The sequence below is a fragment of the Pseudonocardia sp. DSM 110487 genome, assembly GCF_019468565.1.
Taxonomy (GTDB): domain Bacteria; phylum Actinomycetota; class Actinomycetes; order Mycobacteriales; family Pseudonocardiaceae; genus Pseudonocardia.
The window spans coordinates 2,023,487-2,039,839 of the sequence record NZ_CP080521.1 but is presented as its reverse complement, the minus strand read 5'-3'; the positions used below and the strand labels follow the sequence as shown (position 1 = coordinate 2,039,839).

At 72.3% G+C, this 16,353-nt stretch carries 13 protein-coding genes; 5 read left to right on the top strand and 8 right to left on the bottom strand.

Features of this window, described 5'->3' with window-relative positions; translation table 11 throughout:
• Positions 1–58 precede the first annotated feature (58 nt).
• The 4 genes from K1T35_RS09275 to K1T35_RS09260 are packed head-to-tail and all read right to left on the bottom strand — an operon-like array spanning position 59 to position 4,688.
• Positions 59–901, bottom strand: a complete 843-nt coding sequence (locus K1T35_RS09275; protein WP_255621727.1) for a carbohydrate ABC transporter permease — start codon at positions 899–901, stop codon at positions 59–61.
• Entirely contained in the window at positions 898–2,202 is a 1,305-nt protein-coding gene (locus K1T35_RS09270) for an ABC transporter permease subunit (protein WP_255621726.1), read from the bottom strand. The genes K1T35_RS09275 and K1T35_RS09270 overlap by 4 nt, the downstream gene beginning before the upstream one ends.
• Positions 2,199–3,497: an ABC transporter substrate-binding protein gene (locus K1T35_RS09265; protein WP_220259750.1), complete on the bottom strand. Its 1,299-nt coding sequence runs from the start codon at positions 3,495–3,497 to the stop codon at positions 2,199–2,201. The genes K1T35_RS09270 and K1T35_RS09265 overlap by 4 nt, the downstream gene beginning before the upstream one ends.
• A gap of 3 nt (positions 3,498–3,500) precedes the next feature.
• Positions 3,501–4,688 (bottom strand): ABC transporter ATP-binding protein, encoded by a 1,188-nt coding sequence (locus tag K1T35_RS09260; protein WP_220259749.1) that lies wholly within the window; start codon positions 4,686–4,688, stop codon positions 3,501–3,503.
• A 99-nt stretch (positions 4,689–4,787) separates the two neighbouring features.
• Between K1T35_RS09260 and K1T35_RS09255 the strand changes: the two genes are divergently transcribed.
• Together K1T35_RS09255 and K1T35_RS09250 are read left to right on the top strand one after the other, a co-directional pair.
• Positions 4,788–5,492, top strand: coding sequence for a response regulator transcription factor (locus tag K1T35_RS09255; RefSeq protein ID WP_220259748.1), 705 nt, complete (start codon positions 4,788–4,790; stop codon positions 5,490–5,492).
• The gene (locus K1T35_RS09250) at positions 5,468–6,715 is read left to right on the top strand and encodes a HAMP domain-containing sensor histidine kinase (RefSeq protein ID WP_220259747.1); all 1,248 of its coding nucleotides are present in this window, start codon (positions 5,468–5,470) and stop codon (positions 6,713–6,715) included. The genes K1T35_RS09255 and K1T35_RS09250 overlap by 25 nt, the downstream gene beginning before the upstream one ends.
• Here the strand turns inward: K1T35_RS09250 and K1T35_RS09245 are convergent.
• Positions 6,704–7,840 carry a serine hydrolase gene (locus tag K1T35_RS09245; RefSeq protein ID WP_220259746.1) on the bottom strand — a complete coding sequence of 379 codons (1,137 nt, stop codon included), beginning with the start codon at positions 7,838–7,840 and terminating at the stop codon, positions 6,704–6,706. The two genes, K1T35_RS09250 and K1T35_RS09245, sit on opposite strands and share 12 nt — an antisense overlap.
• 111 nt (positions 7,841–7,951) lie before the next feature.
• Between K1T35_RS09245 and K1T35_RS09240 the strand changes: the two genes are divergently transcribed.
• The gene (locus K1T35_RS09240) at positions 7,952–9,076 is read left to right on the top strand and encodes a sensor histidine kinase (protein ID WP_220259745.1); all 1,125 of its coding nucleotides are present in this window, start codon (positions 7,952–7,954) and stop codon (positions 9,074–9,076) included.
• Positions 9,064–9,705: a response regulator transcription factor gene (locus K1T35_RS09235; RefSeq protein ID WP_220259744.1), complete on the top strand. Its 642-nt coding sequence runs from the start codon at positions 9,064–9,066 to the stop codon at positions 9,703–9,705. Before K1T35_RS09240 ends, K1T35_RS09235 begins: the two co-directional genes overlap by 13 nt.
• Here the strand turns inward: K1T35_RS09235 and K1T35_RS09230 are convergent, their stop codons facing one another.
• From K1T35_RS09230 to K1T35_RS09220, 3 genes are all read right to left on the bottom strand, one after another.
• The gene (locus tag K1T35_RS09230) at positions 9,706–11,523 is read right to left on the bottom strand and encodes an ABC transporter ATP-binding protein (protein WP_220259743.1); all 1,818 of its coding nucleotides are present in this window, start codon (positions 11,521–11,523) and stop codon (positions 9,706–9,708) included.
• Positions 11,520–13,250, bottom strand: coding sequence for an ABC transporter ATP-binding protein (locus tag K1T35_RS09225; protein WP_220259742.1), 1,731 nt, complete (start codon positions 13,248–13,250; stop codon positions 11,520–11,522). Before K1T35_RS09225 ends, K1T35_RS09230 begins: the two co-directional genes overlap by 4 nt.
• Before the next feature lie 223 nt (positions 13,251–13,473).
• The gene (locus K1T35_RS09220) at positions 13,474–14,067 is read right to left on the bottom strand and encodes a DJ-1/PfpI family protein (protein WP_220259741.1); all 594 of its coding nucleotides are present in this window, start codon (positions 14,065–14,067) and stop codon (positions 13,474–13,476) included.
• Between the two features lie 123 nt (positions 14,068–14,190).
• On the opposite strand from K1T35_RS09220, the gene K1T35_RS09215 reads away from it, so the two are divergent.
• Positions 14,191–15,144, top strand: a complete 954-nt coding sequence (locus K1T35_RS09215; protein ID WP_220259740.1) for a GlxA family transcriptional regulator — start codon at positions 14,191–14,193, stop codon at positions 15,142–15,144.
• Positions 15,145–16,353 lie beyond the last annotated feature (1,209 nt).

Below are 16,353 nucleotides of genomic sequence, written 5' to 3'. Positions count from 1 at the left end.
CGGGACCTCCATGGTTCGGGGAGCGAGCTCGGATCATCGTGCAGCAGGGGTTCCGCGATCACTTCGTCGACCCCGCCAGTACCCCTTGCACGAAGGCGCGCTGGAAGGCGAAGAACACGACGAGCGGCACGATCATCGAGACGAACGCACCGCTCGCCAGAACGTCGACGTTGCTGCCGAACTGCCGCAGCTGGCTGCGGAGGGCCACCGTGATCGGGGCGGAGCCCTCGTCGGCGAAAACGAGCGCGACGAGCAGATCGTTCCAGACCCAGAGGAACTGGAAGGTCGCGAGCGCCGCGACGGCGGGCCGCGAGATCGGCAGCACCAATCGCCAGAAGATGCGAAATTCGCGCCCGCCGTCGAGCCGGGCGGCCTCGAGCAGGTCGCGCGGGATCCCGACGAACGAGTTGCGCAGCAGGAACACCGCGAACGGCATCCCGAACGCGACGTGGAACGCCACGACCCCGGGGATCGAGCCGTACAGGCCGATGCCGCCGAGCAGCTTGGCCACCGGGACGAGCGCCACCTGGACGGGGACCACCAACAGCGCGACGACGCCGATCGTCACGACGTCCCGGCCCGGGAACTCGATCCAGGCCAGCGCGTACGCCGCGCATGCGCCGAAGACCACCACGAGCGCGGTGGACGGCACGGCGATCAGCACGGTGTTCCACAGGGAGCCGAGCACGGCGCGGTCGGCCATGAGGTCGGCGTAGTTGGCGAGCGTGAGCTGCGCGGGCGCGGTGAAGACCGTCCACCAGCCGCTGCGCGCGTTGTTCGCCTCCGGTCGCAGGGACGCCACGAGCAGGCCGACCACCGGGAACATCCAGACGAGCGCGACGGCGACCAGCACGCCCCTGACGATCGGACCGCCCAGCCGGGCGATGACGTGTCTCGTCACGAGCGGTCCCCCCTCGACCGCCTGATGTTGAACACCATCGCCGGCACCACGAGCAGGAACAGCAGCACGGCGAGCGCGCTGCCCAGCCCCTGGTCGCCGCCGCCCGCCCCGAACGCCACCTGCCACACCTGCAGGGCGAGCACGTTCGCCTCCTCCTGCACCGAGCCCGGCGCGATGACGAAGACCAGGTCGAACACCTTCAGCACGTTGATCACCAACGTGACGAACACGACGAGCAGCACCGGCGAGAGCAGCGGGACCGTCACGCGCCGGAACACCTGCCATTCGGTGGCGCCGTCCACCCGCGCCGCCTCGAGGGCGTCGCGCGGGATGCTCGCCAGCCCGGCAACGATCAGCGTCATCGCGAAGCCGGACATGATCCACAGCCACGCCGTGATCACAACGGGCGTGACCAGCACGGGACCGAGCCAGGTCAGCCCCCGGAACGGCTCGGCGAAGTTCGCGGCCGGCAACCGGACGGCGTAGGGCCCACCGACGAGGTCGGGCACGGTGAACCGTCCGTCGTCACCGGTGGTCGTGGTGGCGACGACCCGGTCCCCCTCCAGCACCTCGACGGCGATGCCGGGCATCCCGCGCTCACCCGCGTCCACCTCGCCGGTGCGGTCCGCTGTTCCGCCGACGTCCAGCCAGACCAGGCCACGCAGTCCCGCGCCGGGCTCCGGCGGCACCGCGGCGGCGGCCCGCTTCGGCAGGTCGACGGGGTCGAAGCCGGTGATCGGCAGGCCGACCGCGCCATGCGCGCCGACCGGCTCGGCTGTCACGAGCGCACCGTCCGGTCCGACGACGAGCCCGCCGTCCTCCCGTGGGCGAACTCCCGGGTACCGCGAGGCCGGGGTCAGCACGTCGTGCACCGACACCACGACCGCGTTGACGACCCCGCGGTCCGGGTCCTCCTCGTAGACCAGCCGGAAGATGATCCCGGACGCGACCAGCGAGATCGCGAGCGGCATGAACATCACCAGCCGGAACGCCGTTGCCCACCGGATCTTCTCGGTGAGCACGGCGAGCACCAGCCCGATCGTGGTCACGAGCGTCGGGGCGACGAGGACCCAGATCACGCTGTTGCGCAGTGCGACGAGCGTGCGGTCGTCAGTGAACGCGGTGACGTAGTTCTCGACGCCGACGAACTCGGTGCCGCGGGCGTCGAAAAAGCTCCGCACGAGCGAGTAGGCCGTCGGGTAGACGAGGAAGACGACCACGAGCAGGAGCGCGGGCGTCAGGAAGAGCGCGGCGATGCGGGGGCTGCCACCCGACATCGAGCCTGCCGGTTTTGCCGTCACGAGTCACCGCGCTGGTAGGCGGAGGTGGCCTCGGCCTCGAGCTCGGCGAGGATCGCATCGATCTGTGCCGGGTCGGCGAGGTAGTCCTGCATCGCGCGCCAGAAGCCGTCGCCGCGGGTGGCGCCGAACGCGCTCGGCATCAGGTCGGACATGTCGAAGCGCAGGTTCTCCGCCCCGACCAGCTCCTCGGCGATCTCGCGGGTGCTGTCGTCGGGGTACTCCCCCAGCTCGACCTCCCGGTTCGGCGAGACGAACCCGCCCTTGGCCGCCCAGATCGAGGCCGCCTCCGAACTCGCGAGGAACCGCATGAGCGCATGTGTGCCCGGCTCGTCGGTGAGGGCTACCAGGGTGTCGCCGCCACTCACCACGGACGACACGGGCCCGATCCGCGGGAAGGGGAACACCCGGGCGTCGGCCCCCACCCTCGCCGAGGTGCTCTCCGTGATCGCCCCGGCCACGAAGTCGGCCTCGAACACGATCGAGGCCTTCGGGACCTCGCCGAAGACGTCCACGACCGACTCGGTGAACTCGGTCTGCAGGGCGCTCGAGATCCCGCCGGGCAGGTACTCGGGGCGGAACACGCGGCCGAGCGTCTGGAGGGCCTTGCGCACCGACTCGTCGGTCCACGGGATCTCGTGACGCGCGAGGCGGTCGTACATCGGGCCGCCCGCGGTCTGGAGGTAGACGTTCTCGAACCAGTCGGTGAGGGTCCAGCCGTCGGCGCCGCCGACCGAGAGCGGGGTGTCTCCGGTGTCGGACAGCTTCCGCAGCGTCTCGACGAACTCGTCCCACGTCCGCGGCGGCACGAAGCCGGGTCCGAGCTGCCGCGCGTCGTACCAGACCGTGGACTTGTTCGCGGCCTTGAACACGAACCCGTAGAGGTTTCCGTCGACCGTGCCCAGCTCCTTCCAGACCGGCGCGAACTGGGCGTCGATCACGGACTCGGTGCCGGGGTCGATCGGCACGAGCGACCCGGCGCGGGCCAGCGTGCGCACCAGCGCGGGCTGCGCGATACCCGCGATGTCCGGGGGCGACCCACCGGCGAGCCGCGTGGCGAGCACAGTGGGCACCTCGTCGCCGCCCGAGACGTACGTGACGGACGCGCCGGTGTGCTCCTCGAAGGCGTCGAGCACCTGCTCGAACGCCGCCTGCTCCTCGTCCGACCACACCGCGATGACCTCGATCCGTTGCCCGGCGAGCGGGCCGGGCCGGGCAGACACCGGTTCGGGACCACCGCACCCCGCCGCGACGAGGACGGCCGTCACCAGCCCGGCGAGGCACCTCTTCCCGCGCATCCGTCACCGCCGGATCGAGAGGCCGGTGCCACGGTCGAAGAAGTGCAGGCCCTCTGTGTCGACGCGGACCGTGATCGGCTGGCCCTCGAAGATCCGGGTGCGCGGGCTGAACCGGCCGACGAGCAGGGCCCCGCCGCCCGCCGCGCGCAGGCGGCCGGACTCCCGGTCGAGCGTCTCGTGCTCCTCGGTGCGGGCCTGCTCGGCGTCGATGGGGAAGTGCACCATCACGTCGGCGCCCATCGCCTCCACCAGGTCCACCACCGAGTCGAGTGTGGTGCCGTCGGGGCCGTCGACGACCGCGGCGTCGTCCATGTCCTCCGGCCGGATACCGAGTACGAGCCGCCTGCCGGCGTAGCCCACGAGCGCGGGCCGCCTGCGCAGCACGATCTCCGGCACGACGAGCCGGTGCCCGCCGAATGCGACCGTGGCCCGGCCGTCGTCGTCGACGTCGAACTCGGCGATCACCATGTTCATCGCGGGCGACCCGATGAACGCGGCCACCGACATGTCGACCGGCTCGTCGTAGAGCTCCTGCGGGGACGCGATCTGCTGCAGCTCGCCCGTGCGCATGACCGCGACCCGGTCGCCGAGCGTCATCGCCTCCGTCTGGTCGTGCGTGACGTAGACCGTGGTGACCCCCAGGTCGCGCTGGATCCGGGCGATCTGTGCACGCATCTGCACGCGGAGCTTCGCGTCGAGGTTCGACAGCGGCTCGTCCATGAGGAACGCGCGCGGCTCGCGCACGATCGCCCGCCCCATCGCCACCCGCTGCCGCTGGCCGCCGGACAGGTGGCGGGGCTTGCGCCGCAGGTGCTCGGTGAGCTCCAGCACCTCGGCCACCTCGCGGACGCGGCGTTCGACGACGTCACGCGGCATCTTGCGCAGCGTGAGGCCGAACGCGATGTTGTCGAACACCGTGAGGTGCGGGTAGAGCGCGTAGGACTGGAACACCATCGCCACGTCCCGGTCGCGGGCCGGCACCGTGTTCACGACCTCGCCGTCGATGCGCACCTCGCCGTCGCTGATCCGCTCCAGCCCGGCGATCATCCGCAGCGCGGTGGTCTTGCCGCAGCCGGACGGGCCGACCACCACGAGGAACTCGCCGTCCATGACGTCGATCGACAGGTCGGTGACCGCGCGCGTGCCGTCGGGATAGACCTTGCTGACGCGGTCCAACTCGATGCCCGCCACGATGCTCCCGTCGACCTCGCCGAGGCTCGCATCGTAAGGCGATCTCAATGAGCCCGTAGATCCGCGTGAAGCGGGTAGCAGGTGGTCTACGGTGCGTACATGGCGCTGGTGTTGCTGGTCGAGGACGACCACGCCGTCCGGAGGGCGATGACGGAGGCGCTGCGCGACGCCGGACACGTCGTGCAGCCGGTCGGCACCGCTCTCGACGCCCTGGGCACCGTCAGCAAGGACCACGACCTCGTCGTGCTGGACCTGAGCCTGCCGGACCTGGACGGAGTCAAGGCACTGCCCATGCTGCGCGGGGTCAACAAGGATGTGCCGGTGATCATCGCGACCGCCCGGACCGACGAGGCGACGCTCGTGCAGCTGCTCAACGAGGGCGCGGACGACTTCATCGCCAAGCCGTTCTCCAGCAACGTCCTGACCGCCAGGGTCGGCGCCGTCCTGCGCCGGTCCAAGGTCGCAGCGCCCGACGACGACGAGCCGATCAAGGTCGCCGACCTGGTCATCGACGAGGTCCGGCGGGTCGTGACCCTGGGCGGAAACCCGGTCGACCTCTCCCGCAGGCTGTTCGACCTGCTCGCCTACCTCGCGGCCCGGTGCGGGAGGGTCGTGTCGAAGGAGGAGCTGGCCCGTGAGGTGTGGCACCAGCCGAGGCTGAACCTGGACCCGACCATCGACGTGCACGTGTCGTGGCTGCGCCGCAAGCTCGGTGAGACCGCGGCCAACCCGCGGTACGTGCACACGGTCCGCGGGGTGGGCGTCAAGCTGATCGATCCGTGCAGCGCCTCGTCGTCCGCCTGATCCTCGCGACGGTCGCTGCCGCCGTCGCGGCCGTCACGGCCACGGCGCTGGTCGTGCACCTGCTCGACGAGCGCGACCGGTTGCGCACCGCGTCGGAGACCGACCTCGCGGCGCTCGTCAGCCTCGCCGAGGTCACGTCGGACCGCGAGGCCCTGTTGCGCGGCATCGCGCGCACGCCGGCGGGCCGTGAGGGCAGGCTCGCCGTGCACGTCGACGGCACGACGGTCGGATCGTCCCAGCTCGCTCCTCGGGCGGTGATCCCACCTGCCGAGGTGCCGTTCGAGGGCGGGACGGTGGTGGTCCGGGCCGCGGGCGCGGCCACCGTCGAGGTGTTCGTGCCCGGCCTCGCGCCCGGGTCGGCCGAGCTGGGGCTCGCGGCGCTGCTGCTCGGCGTGGGCGCGCTGGCCGCGGCCGCGGGTGCCGTCCTGGCGGCCCGCCGGGTGCGTCCGGTGGTCGCCGAACTGGCCGAGCTCGCCGCGGGCACCGAGGCGATCGGGCACGACGACGACCATCCACCGGCGCCCCGTCCGACGGCGGTGCCCGAGACCGCTGCCATCGCCACTGCCCTCGCTTCGCTGACGGCGCGGTTCGCCGAGGCCCGCAGCCGCGAACGCAAGCTGGCCGCCGACCTGTCGCACCGCCTGCGCACCCCGCTCACCGCGCTGGCCCTCGACGCGGGCGGGATCGGCGACGGCCCGGCCGCGGAACGCGTGAGGCAGACCGTCGCCTCACTGGAGAACGACGTGGACGCGCTCATCCGCGCCACGCCCACAACCGACGGGCCCGCCCGCTGCGACGTGGCCGAGGTGGTGCGGCGCCGGATGGCCTTCTGGTCGGCGCTCGCCCAGCACGGCGGCCGGCCGTGCACGCTCGTCGCCGAACCCCCCGCCGTGATCGCGCTGTCCGCGGACGACCTCGCCGCCGTCGTCGACGCGCTGCTGGGCAACGTCTTCCGCTACACCCCCGCCGGCGCCCCGTTCGCCGTCACGGTGGTCCGCCACGCCGGGTGGGTCAGCCTCGTCGTGGACGACGCGGGGCTCGGCGTCTCCGACCCGGCCGCCGCGCTGAGCCGGGGCGTGAGCATGGGCGGCGGCACCGGACTCGGCCTCCCCATCGCCCGCGACGCGGTGGAGGCGACCGGCGGCACGATCCACGTCGAGCGTGCGGCGCTCGGCGGAGCCCGGATCCGGCTCCGGTTCGCCGAGGCCCGATCAAGCACATAGGGCGTGTTCGACCAGCGCGTCGGCAGCCTGCTGCTGGCGGACGAGGCTCTCGAAGGAATCCGAGAGCGTGCTGGACATGGACACGACCACGCCGCGCCGCCCGTCCGACGTGATGCCGTCCTCGGTCATGTACCCGGATCCGCCGCCGCCGTGGCCCCAGTAGACACCGCCGCACGGCAGCGGCCGCATCCGCAGGCCCAGCCCGTAGCGGCCGCCCGGCCACAGCTGCTCCACCTGCTCGTCGACCGGCACCGTCCGCTGCATCTCGGCCAGAAACGCAGGCTCCAACAGCGTGCCGTCCAGCAGAGCGCGGAAGAACAGGTTGAGGTCGGCGGTGGAGGAGATCAGACCGCCCGACGCGTTCCAGTCGATGAGCTCGGTGACGTCCACCAGCTCGCCGCCGGGCACGAACCGCTGGTAACCGCGGGCGTGCGGGGTGGGAAGACCGGGCGTGTCGCCGGGGAAGAACGTGTGCTCGAGGCCGAGCGGCCGCGCGATCCGTGCGTCGGCCTCCTCGTGCCACTGGCGACCGGTGACCCGCTCGATGATCATCGCGAGCAGCAGGTAACCGGTGTTGCTGTAGGCCCAGCGCGTCCCGGGCACGAAGTCCGGAGGGTGGCTCATGGCACGCGCCACCAGCTCCCCCGGCGGGTAGGGGTCGAACCGCCCTTCCCGGTACTGCTCGGGCGTGTCGAAACCGGGGTAGTCGTCGTGAATGCCGCTGGTGTGCTGCAGCAGGTGCCGGATGGTGATGAGGCTGCCGTCGTTGCCGTTACCGGACACCACTCCCGGCAGGTGCTCCTCCACGGTGTCGTCGAGGGCGAGCTTGCCTTCGCCCATCAGCTGCAGCGCCACCGTGGCCACGAACGGCTTCGTGTCGCTGCCGATCCGGAAGTACCCGTCGGGGTCGACCGGCCCGTTGCCGACGGTATCGGCGACGCCGCTCGTGACGACCACGTGCTCGCCGTTCTCCATGATCAGCCGGGCTTGCACGCCGGTGACGCCGAGGTCGCGGATGGCGTCGGCGTCGCGCTGCAGCTCGGCCCGCTGATCGGTGTCCTGGTCGACGCCGCAGGCCGTCATGGCGGCGACCAGCATCGCCGTCACCCACGATGAGATGTTCATGTCGACGAGCGTCGGGCGGCACGGCGACCGGGGCGATACCGTCCACTGCCCGGTCGGTGGTACAGCCCGCTGTAGTGACCGGCCGCTCCCGCTGCTCCAGACTGCGGGGTTGTGGCGAGACGGTGGAGCGACCTGTGGCGCGGCACCGGCTATCTGCTGGCCGGCCTCGGATCGGCGCTGGTGACACTGGTCGCGCTGCCGCTACTGGCCATCCCCGTGCTTGCGCGCGGCTGGGCGGGCTGGCACCAGGAGCGGGCGGGCAGGCTGCTCAGCACCTCCATCGGCCCGTGTCCCGGCCTGCCGCGCGATCTCGCATGGCTGCCGGTGCACGTCGCGGCCGGCGGCGCGGTCGGCGGCGCCGCTGTCTTCGGCGTGGGGAACGTACTGGTCGGCGCGTTCGCGACGCCCCTGTGGTGGCTGTTCCCGGACGGCGACCCGCTGCGGCTGCTGCTGGAGATCCCGGTCACGAGCTGGGGCGCCGCCCTGGTACTGGGGCCGGCGCAGGTCCTCGTCTTCGGGGGTCTCACCGGCTGGTTGGTTCCGCCGCTGGCCCGCGCGCACGCCCGGCTGTGCCTCGCGGTGCTCTCCCCGTCGGCGCTCGCCAAGCGGGTCGAGGTGCTGACCACGACCCGCGCCGGCGTGCTGGACGCGCACGGCGCCGAGCTGCGCCGTATCGAGCGCGACCTGCACGACGGCACGCAGGCCCGGCTCGTCGCCATCGCGCTGCGCCTCGGCGTGGCCCGCGAGTCCCTCACCGACGATCCGGAACTCGTCGCCCGGCTCCTGAAGGAGGCCCACGAAGGGGCCGAGGACGCCATGACCGAGCTCCGTGGCGTGATCCGCACGATGTACCCGCCGATACTGGCCGACCGCGGGCTCGCCGGTGCCGTGACCGCACTGGCCACCGGCGCCGGAGTGCCGACCGCCGTCGAGATCGGGGATCTGGGCGAGGTCCCCGCCGCGGTCGAGGCGGCCGCCTACTTCGTGGCCGCAGAGGCGCTCACCAACGCCGCCAGGCACGCCCACGCCACCAGCGCCACCGTCCGCATGATCCGCACCGGCGGGATGCTGACCGTGGAGGTCACCGACGACGGGGCAGGCGGCGCCGACGAGACCCGCGGCACCGGGATCACCGGGATCCGCCACCGTGCAGCCGCGCTGGACGGCAGCGCGCGGATCAGCAGCCCGGCGGGCGGGCCGACGGTCGTGACGGTGGAGCTGCCGTGCGGGTCGTGATCGCCGAGGACAACGTCCTGCTGGCAGGCGGACTGGAGCTGCTGCTGGCCAGCAAGGGGTTCGAGGTCGCCGCCGTTACCGGGGACGGCGCCGCCTTCCTCGATGCCGTCGACACCCACCGGCCCGACGTCAACATCGTGGACGTCCGGTTGCCGCCGTCCTTCCGCGACGAGGGCATCCACGCCGCACTGGCCGCACGCAGCAGACATCCCGGCCTCCCGGTGCTGGTGCTGTCGCAGTACGTGGAGCGGGAGTACGCGCGGGAGCTGCTGGCGGATCCGGGCGGTGGCCTTGGCTACCTGCTCAAGGACCGCGTCAGCCGGGTGGGCGAGTTCACCGACGCCCTGCGCCGCGTGGCAGGGGGTGGCACCGCGCTCGACCCGGAGGTGGTCGCCCAGCTCCTCGCCGGGCCCCGTCGGGAGCCGATCGGACGCCTCAGCCCGCGCGAGCGCGAGGTGCTCGCCCTCATGGCGGAGGGGCACGACAACACCACGATCGCCCGGCGGCTGGTGGTCACCGAGAACGCCGTGCACAAGCACATCGGCAACATCTTCACCAAGCTCGACCTGGCGCCGTCCGACGGCGGCCACCGCAGGGTCCTCGCCGTGCTCGCCTACCTGAACCGCTGATCACGCCGAGATGCCCGGTGGTCGAGTAGGGACGGCGCCCCAGCGCCGGCCCGTATCGAGACCACCAACACCGAGACCGGCATGTGGTCTCGATACGCGCCGGCCCTGGCGGGCCGGCGCTACTCGACCACCGGAGGAGAGGGCCGGCGCTACTCGACCTGCGAGGTGGATGACCTGGTCGGCCCGGCCGATCGTCGCCGGCCGGTTCGAGACGACGAGCAACGTGCGGTCGCGGCCCGCGAGCAGCCTGTCCCACAGCTGCCGTTCGGTGTGCACGTCCAGCGCGCTGGAGACGTCGTCGAGGACAAGCAGCTCCGGCCGGCGCACCAGTGCCCGCGCGATCGCGGCCCGCTGCACCTGCCCGCCGGACAGCCGCACGCCGCGGCGGCCCAGCTCGGTGGCCGGCCCGTCCGGCATGGCGGCGACGTCATCGTCCAGCACCGCGTCGTGCACGGCCGTCGCCAGGTCGGCGTCGTCGATGCCGAGCAGCAGGTTGTCCCGCAGGGACTCGCTGAACAGCCGCGGCACCTGCGGCACGTAGGCGCACCGCGGCGGCACGAGGAAACCGGCCAGGTCCTCGACCGGCTCCCCGTTCCACCGGACCACACCACCTCGGACGGGCATGAGCCCGAGCAGCGCACGCAGCAACGTCGTCTTGCCGGCACCGGCCGGGCCAGTGATGACGGTGAAACCTCCCCGGACCAGCGTCATGTCGACCCCACGTACCCCGCGCTCCGAGCCCGGGTGCACGGCGGTCAGGCCCCGCACCTCCAGGGTCTGGAGCGCTCCGCCGGCCCGAAGGGGCGTCGGGGCGGGCGGCTCACCGTCGAACAGCGGCCGGTGGGTGACCAGCGGGGCCGCCGAGGTCGCCGGCAGGAGCGCGGCCATGCGTTCGACGGCGACCCCCGCCTGCCGGTGGCCCGCGAGCAGCTTGCCGGTGTAGCGCGGCATCGCCACGAGCGTCCCGACGTAGCTCGCGAACAGCGCGAGGTCGCCGACGGTGAACCCGCCCGAGCGCATCGCGGGGATCGCCAGCAGCAGGACCAGCCCGGTGCTCAGGTGGACCGTCACGCGGCTGAACGTGTCGAGCAGCTGCGTGACGAGCTGGTCGCGCAGACCGGTACGGCGGCGGCGTTCGTTGTGCTCGACGAGACGGTTCACGATCCGGTCGCCCGCGTGCGCGGTTTTGACCGCGAGCACGGCGCCGAACATCTCACCGAGCAGGCCCGTCGCCGCCGCCGTCGCGCGCCGGTGGGCTGTGCGGCGCCTGCGGATCTGCCGGCTCGCCATCCGGGTGGAGAACACGACCGTTTCCAGTGGCAGCACGACGGAGATCGCGATCAGGGGGTCGATCGTCACCATCACCGCGACCGCCCCGGCGGCGAACAGCAGCTCGCCCGCGACGAAGAGCGCGATGTCGAGGAACCCGACGAAGTCGTCGACGTCGTCCCGGAAGCGGCTGATGGCCTCGCCGGACGATGCGGGCAGGGTCCCGGGACGGGAACCGCCGCTCGCCATCTGGGCCCGCAGCATGTTGAGGCGCAGCAACCCGCGCAGTTGTTCGAGGTAGCAGACCCGCACCACACCGCCCCAGTGGGCGGCGATGCGGGCGAGCTCCACCGCGGCCAGCACCGCGATGAGCCCGTGGACGCCGGCGCCGGCCGGCCGGCCGCCCGTCAACGCGTCGAAGATCTGCTGCAGGAGCCACCCGATCAGCAACATCGACGAGCTCGCCGCCGCGAAGAACGCGAACGACAGCAGGAAGGTCCACGGGCGGTACCGGGCGAGGTGACCGGCAAGGCGCCACGTCGAGGTCATCGCAACCCGCTCCCCGAGGTCATCGCGAGCAGCCCCGCGAAGCGGGATGCCGGATCGTCGACCAGCTCACGTCGCGCGCCGTGCTCGACGACCCGGCCCCGTTCCAGGACCAGGATCCGGTCGGCGCGGTCGAGGGTCCCGAGCCGGTGGGCGATCAGGATCGCGGTCCGCCCGACGAGCAGCCGGTCGACGGCCCGCTCGATGCGCGCCTCGCTCGCCGGATCCAGCCGCGACGTGGCTTCGTCGAGGACCACCAGTCCCGGGTCGCGCAGGAACACGCGCGCGAACGCGATCAGCTGCGCCTCCCCCGCCGAGACCCCGGCCCCGCCGGGCCCGAGAAAGGTGTCGAGGCCCGACGGCAGGGCCCGGTACCAGTGGCCGAGCCCGAGCCCGTCGAGGAGGTCGACCATCTCGGCGTCGCCGCCGTCGTGCGCTCCGAACACGGTGAGGTTGTCCCGCAGCGAGGCCCCGAAGAGCTGAACGTCCTGCGTGACGAGGGCGACCCGGCTGCACAGTTCCTCGATACGCACGTCACGCAGGTCGGTTCCGGCGATGCGCAGCGTGCCCTCGTCGGGGTCGAGCAGCCGCAGCAGCAGCCTCGACAGGGTCGTCTTCCCGCTCCCCGTTCGCCCCACGACCCCGAGGACGGTGCCGGGCTCGACGGTCAGCGAGAGCCCGTCGACAACCGGATGCCCCTTCCGGTAGGCGAAGCCGACGCCGTCCAGCACGACGGCCAACGGGCCCGCGGGCAGCGTCGACCGGCCGTCGTCGGGCACCGCGGGCCGTTCGGCGAGCAGCTGCCCGACGCGGCTGTACCCGGCGATCGCCTCCTGGACCTTCGGGAGCTGTTCGAAGATCCGTTCCAGCGGCTCGCGAGTCATGTCGGTGTACCGGAACAGGAGGTACACGGTGCCCACCGTGATCGCGCCTGCATGCAGGAGCGCGGTTCCGGCCACCAGGCTCAGCACCCCGCCCGCCGCGAAGACGGCGAGGGTGACGATCCAGTTGGTCCGGGAGGCGAGCGAGGCCCGCCGGGAGACGCGGACGAGGTGGCCGAGCGCGGATTGGAACCGCCGCACCGCGAACCCGCCACCACCGTTCGCACGCAGATCCTCCGCACCGCCGAGGCGCTCCTCGATCTCGCCGAAGAGCGCCGCCAGTGCGGCCCGGCGTTCGGTGGCCGTCGGAACGGTCGATCGCCGCAGCCGTCCGATCGTCGCGCCGGCCACCACGGCGAACCCGGCGAGGCCCAGCCCGACCCGCCAGTCCTCGACGAGGACGGCGACCAGGACGCCGACCAGCGTCAGGACGCTGCCGACCGCCTGCACGAGGAAGGACGACACGAACGACGCCAGCGCCGTGATGTCGCCGTCCGCCCGTTCGATCAGCTCGCCGGGCGAGCGCCGTTCGTGGAACGACAGGTCCAGCCCGAGCACGTGCCGGGCGACCCGGTGCCGCAGGTCGTTCGTGGCGCCCCACGCCAGGTGGCCGCTCACCTGCGCCACCGCGACGCCGAGGCCCTGCTGGACGAACGACACCACGACGTAGCAAGCGGCGATCAGCGCCAGCAGCGACAGCGGCCGGCCCGCGACGGCCTCGTCGATGAAGGCGCGCAGCAGCTGCGGGCCGGCGAGCGGGGCCGCCGAGCTCACGACCAGGAGAGCACCGAGACCGGCGAGCCGCACGCGGCGGCCGCGGGCGAGTAGGGCGAAGAGTCCGGTGTCCACGTCTCCAGGCTCGTGCGACCGTGGGATGGCGTCGACGACGCGCACCCCACGGATCGCGCCTAGGAGGGTGCTGAAGAGCTCTGGCCGTAGCGAGCGGCGTCCAGGTGGTGTCCTCGCAAGCGGACGATCGCGCCGATACCGCTGTTGCATCGGCGCGATCGTCCAACGCGGCGAGGGCGCCGCCTGGGCGCCGCGCAGTAGGCCAGAGCTTTTCAGCGCGCTCCTAGACGGGCGGCTCGGGGTCGTACTGGATGCCGCGGCGGGTCTCCCGCGCCCGCTCGGTGCCCGCCAGCCGCGCGACGAGGTGGAGCGACATGTCGATCCCGGCCGAGACGCCGGACGAGGTGACGACGTCGCCGTCGTCGACGAACCTGTCGTCGGCGCGGATGTCGATCGTGTCGTCCAGCCGCTTCAGCTCGCCGACCGCCGCCCAGTACGTCGTGGCCGGCCGCCCGCGCAGGAGTCCTGCGGCCGCGTAAACGAGCGATCCGGTGCAGACGCTGGTCATCAACGACGTGGTCCTGCTCTGCTCACAGATCCAGTCCAGGTAGGGCTCGTCCCGGCACAGCGGCCGGGTGCCGCGTCCCCCCGGGTGCAGCAGCACGTCGAGCGCCGGAGCGTCGGCGAACGCGTGCTCCGCCTCGATGCGGAGCCTGCCCGCGCACGTCACGGTGCCGCCGTTCGGGGCGAGCGTCGTCACCGCGTACCCGTCCTCGGGGTGCTTGTGGGTCCACCACGCCAGCACCTCCCACGGTCCGACGGCATCGAGCTCCTCCACGCCGTCGAACAACACGATTCCGATCTGCTTGACAGCCATCCGTCAACCCTGGGAACCGGCCTCCGCCGCGTCCACGACACACAGCACACGAATCGCGCCATGGCGCGAACTGTGGGGAGCAGGTCGTGGACGACTACGCGTCATCACGGCACGCTCCGTGGAATGGCACCGAGTGCTGTCACGTTCGTGATCTTCGACGGCTACCAGACGCTGGACCTGGCCGGACCGTACGAGGTGTTCGGCAAGGCGGGCTACGACCTACTGGTCGTCGCTGAGGCGGCCGGCCAGGTTCGATCGAACACGGGGCTACCAGTGCTCGCCGAGCGCGGGATCGCCGAGACCGACCCCGCCACCACCGGCACCCTCGTCGTCGTGGGAGGAAGCGGAGTCCAGTCCGCAAGGCGAAACCGTGACCTCGTCGCGTGGATCTCCGCCGCGGCCGCTCGCGCCCCGCGCGTGACCTCGGTGTGCAGCGGGGCGTTCCTGCTCGCCGAGGCCGGGCTGCTCGACGGACGCCGGGTCACCACCCACTGGAGGCAGGCGGGCAGGTTGGCCCGCGAGTACCCCGCGATCGAGGTCGACTGCGAGCCGATCTTCATCCGCGACGGCCGATTCTGGACCACCGCGGGCGTGACGGCGGGGATGGACCTCGCGCTGGCGCTCGTCGAGGCCGACCTCGGGCGCGATGCGGCGCTCGACGTCGCGCGCGAGCTCGTCCTGTACCTCCGCAGGCCGGGCAACCAGTCGCAGTTCAGCGTGCCGCTGTGGTCGGCCCAACCGGCCGACGGCGACGTGCTCCGCAAGGTCGTGGACACGATCCACGCCAATCCCGGCAGCCGCCACAGCATCGCCGACCTGGCGTCCATCGCCGGGCTCTCCCCACGGCACCTGCAACGCCGGTTCACCAAGGAGATCGGCGTGCCGCCCGCCGTGTACGTCGAGCGCGCCCGCATCGAAGCGGCACAACGCGCGCTCGCCGAGCGTGACGACCCGGTCGAGAGCATCGCGCGCCACTACGGGTTCGGAACCGGCGAGACGCTCCGGCGGGCATTCCACCGCATCGTCGGCATCGCCCCGTCCGACTACCGGGACCGGTTCCGCACGGCCTACACCTAGTGTCCCGCCGAACTTCGTGATCATTCCTCTGGTTGCCGGGCTCGGGCGGCCACTCGGCACGGCGGGGCTGTCGGCGCATCCCGTGTCGGGCGACGCAGCCCGTCGTAGGTCAGGCACCCCGTCGACCGGGTGCGCCGGCCGAGAACGAGCGCGCCGGGCTCCGCACTTCCCGGGTAGGGCGATCCGGCGAGCCTGTGATCATCGAGTTGGCGCCTTTCCCGACGCGAGGCGTCGGGTTTCGCGCCGAGCCGCTGATCACCCCTTGGGTCGCGGGTGCGGAACGCGGCCCCCGGGGGTCCGGCCCGGTGCCGGACGCTTTCGTGGGCGCGCCGTTCCCGGCCCCGGATAGCCTGCGGCCTCACCCACCAGCCCCCGGCTGCCGGAGTGCTCCCGCCGGTTCGCCTCAACCGCGTCGCCTTGCCGGGGTGGCTGGGTTGGGTGCACTACCGAATCATGTGGTTGCTCGGGCGGCCGTCCCCGACGCGGGGGCACGCCCGTTCTCGACGAGACCGCCGCGGTTGCGTGCTGCGCGACCGGCTGTGGTCCCGTCCTCGCCACCGGCCACGCCTGGAATCTGGGGTGTGATCAGCGGAATCGGGACCTGGCCTGCACCCCTGGAGCTGGTGTTCTGACCGGGGAGACACCCCTGCAGCTGGTGCCCCGTTCCTACGGATCATGGATCTGCGCGTGGGCCCTGACCCTGGGGGTGGTCTGGCCGTGATCATCCAGAAGCTGGGCTGGGTGTGGAGGGTCGGGACCACAGCCAGTCGCGTGGCACCCGCAGCAACGGTCTCCTCGAAACAGCCGTGCCCCCGCGTCGGGGACGGCCGCCCACGCCACCCCAGGGGACGGTAGTGCACCCAACCCAGCCACCCCCGCAAGGCGACCGGGTCGATGCAGCCGGCGGAACCACACGCGAAGCCCGGACCACGAAGCGGGTACCGGGCGACCCGGGCCGGGAACAGCGCGCCCACCGGCAGGCAACCGACCAGACCGACCCGATGGACCGACACGATCGCGCCCCTACCTCCAGGCGCCCGATCGGCGGCGGGCAAGATCCGAACTACCGGTTGTCCATGGCTGCCCCCACGACCATGAGCACCCGAAACTCCAGATCATGGACGCGAAGATCACAAGTGTCGGTTGCACACGGCTGCCGCCACAGCCATGACCAACCGATACTTCGGATCATGGGCACGGTCGTCGCGG

Excerpts from the sequence above, each read along its gene's own strand:
- K1T35_RS09265 (WP_220259750.1), bottom strand. The coding sequence starts at position 3,497 with ATGCGCGGGAAGAGGTGCCTCGCCGGGCTGGTGACGGCCGTCCTCGTC.
- K1T35_RS09255 (WP_220259748.1), top strand. The coding sequence starts at position 4,788 with ATGGCGCTGGTGTTGCTGGTCGAGGACGACCACGCCGTCCGGAGGGCG.
- K1T35_RS09245 (WP_220259746.1), bottom strand. The coding sequence starts at position 7,840 with ATGAACATCTCATCGTGGGTGACGGCGATGCTGGTCGCCGCCATGACG.
- K1T35_RS09230 (WP_220259743.1), bottom strand. The coding sequence starts at position 11,523 with ATGACCTCGACGTGGCGCCTTGCCGGTCACCTCGCCCGGTACCGCCCG.
- K1T35_RS09220 (WP_220259741.1), bottom strand. The coding sequence starts at position 14,067 with ATGGCTGTCAAGCAGATCGGAATCGTGTTGTTCGACGGCGTGGAGGAG.
- K1T35_RS09215 (WP_220259740.1), top strand. The coding sequence starts at position 14,191 with ATGGCACCGAGTGCTGTCACGTTCGTGATCTTCGACGGCTACCAGACG.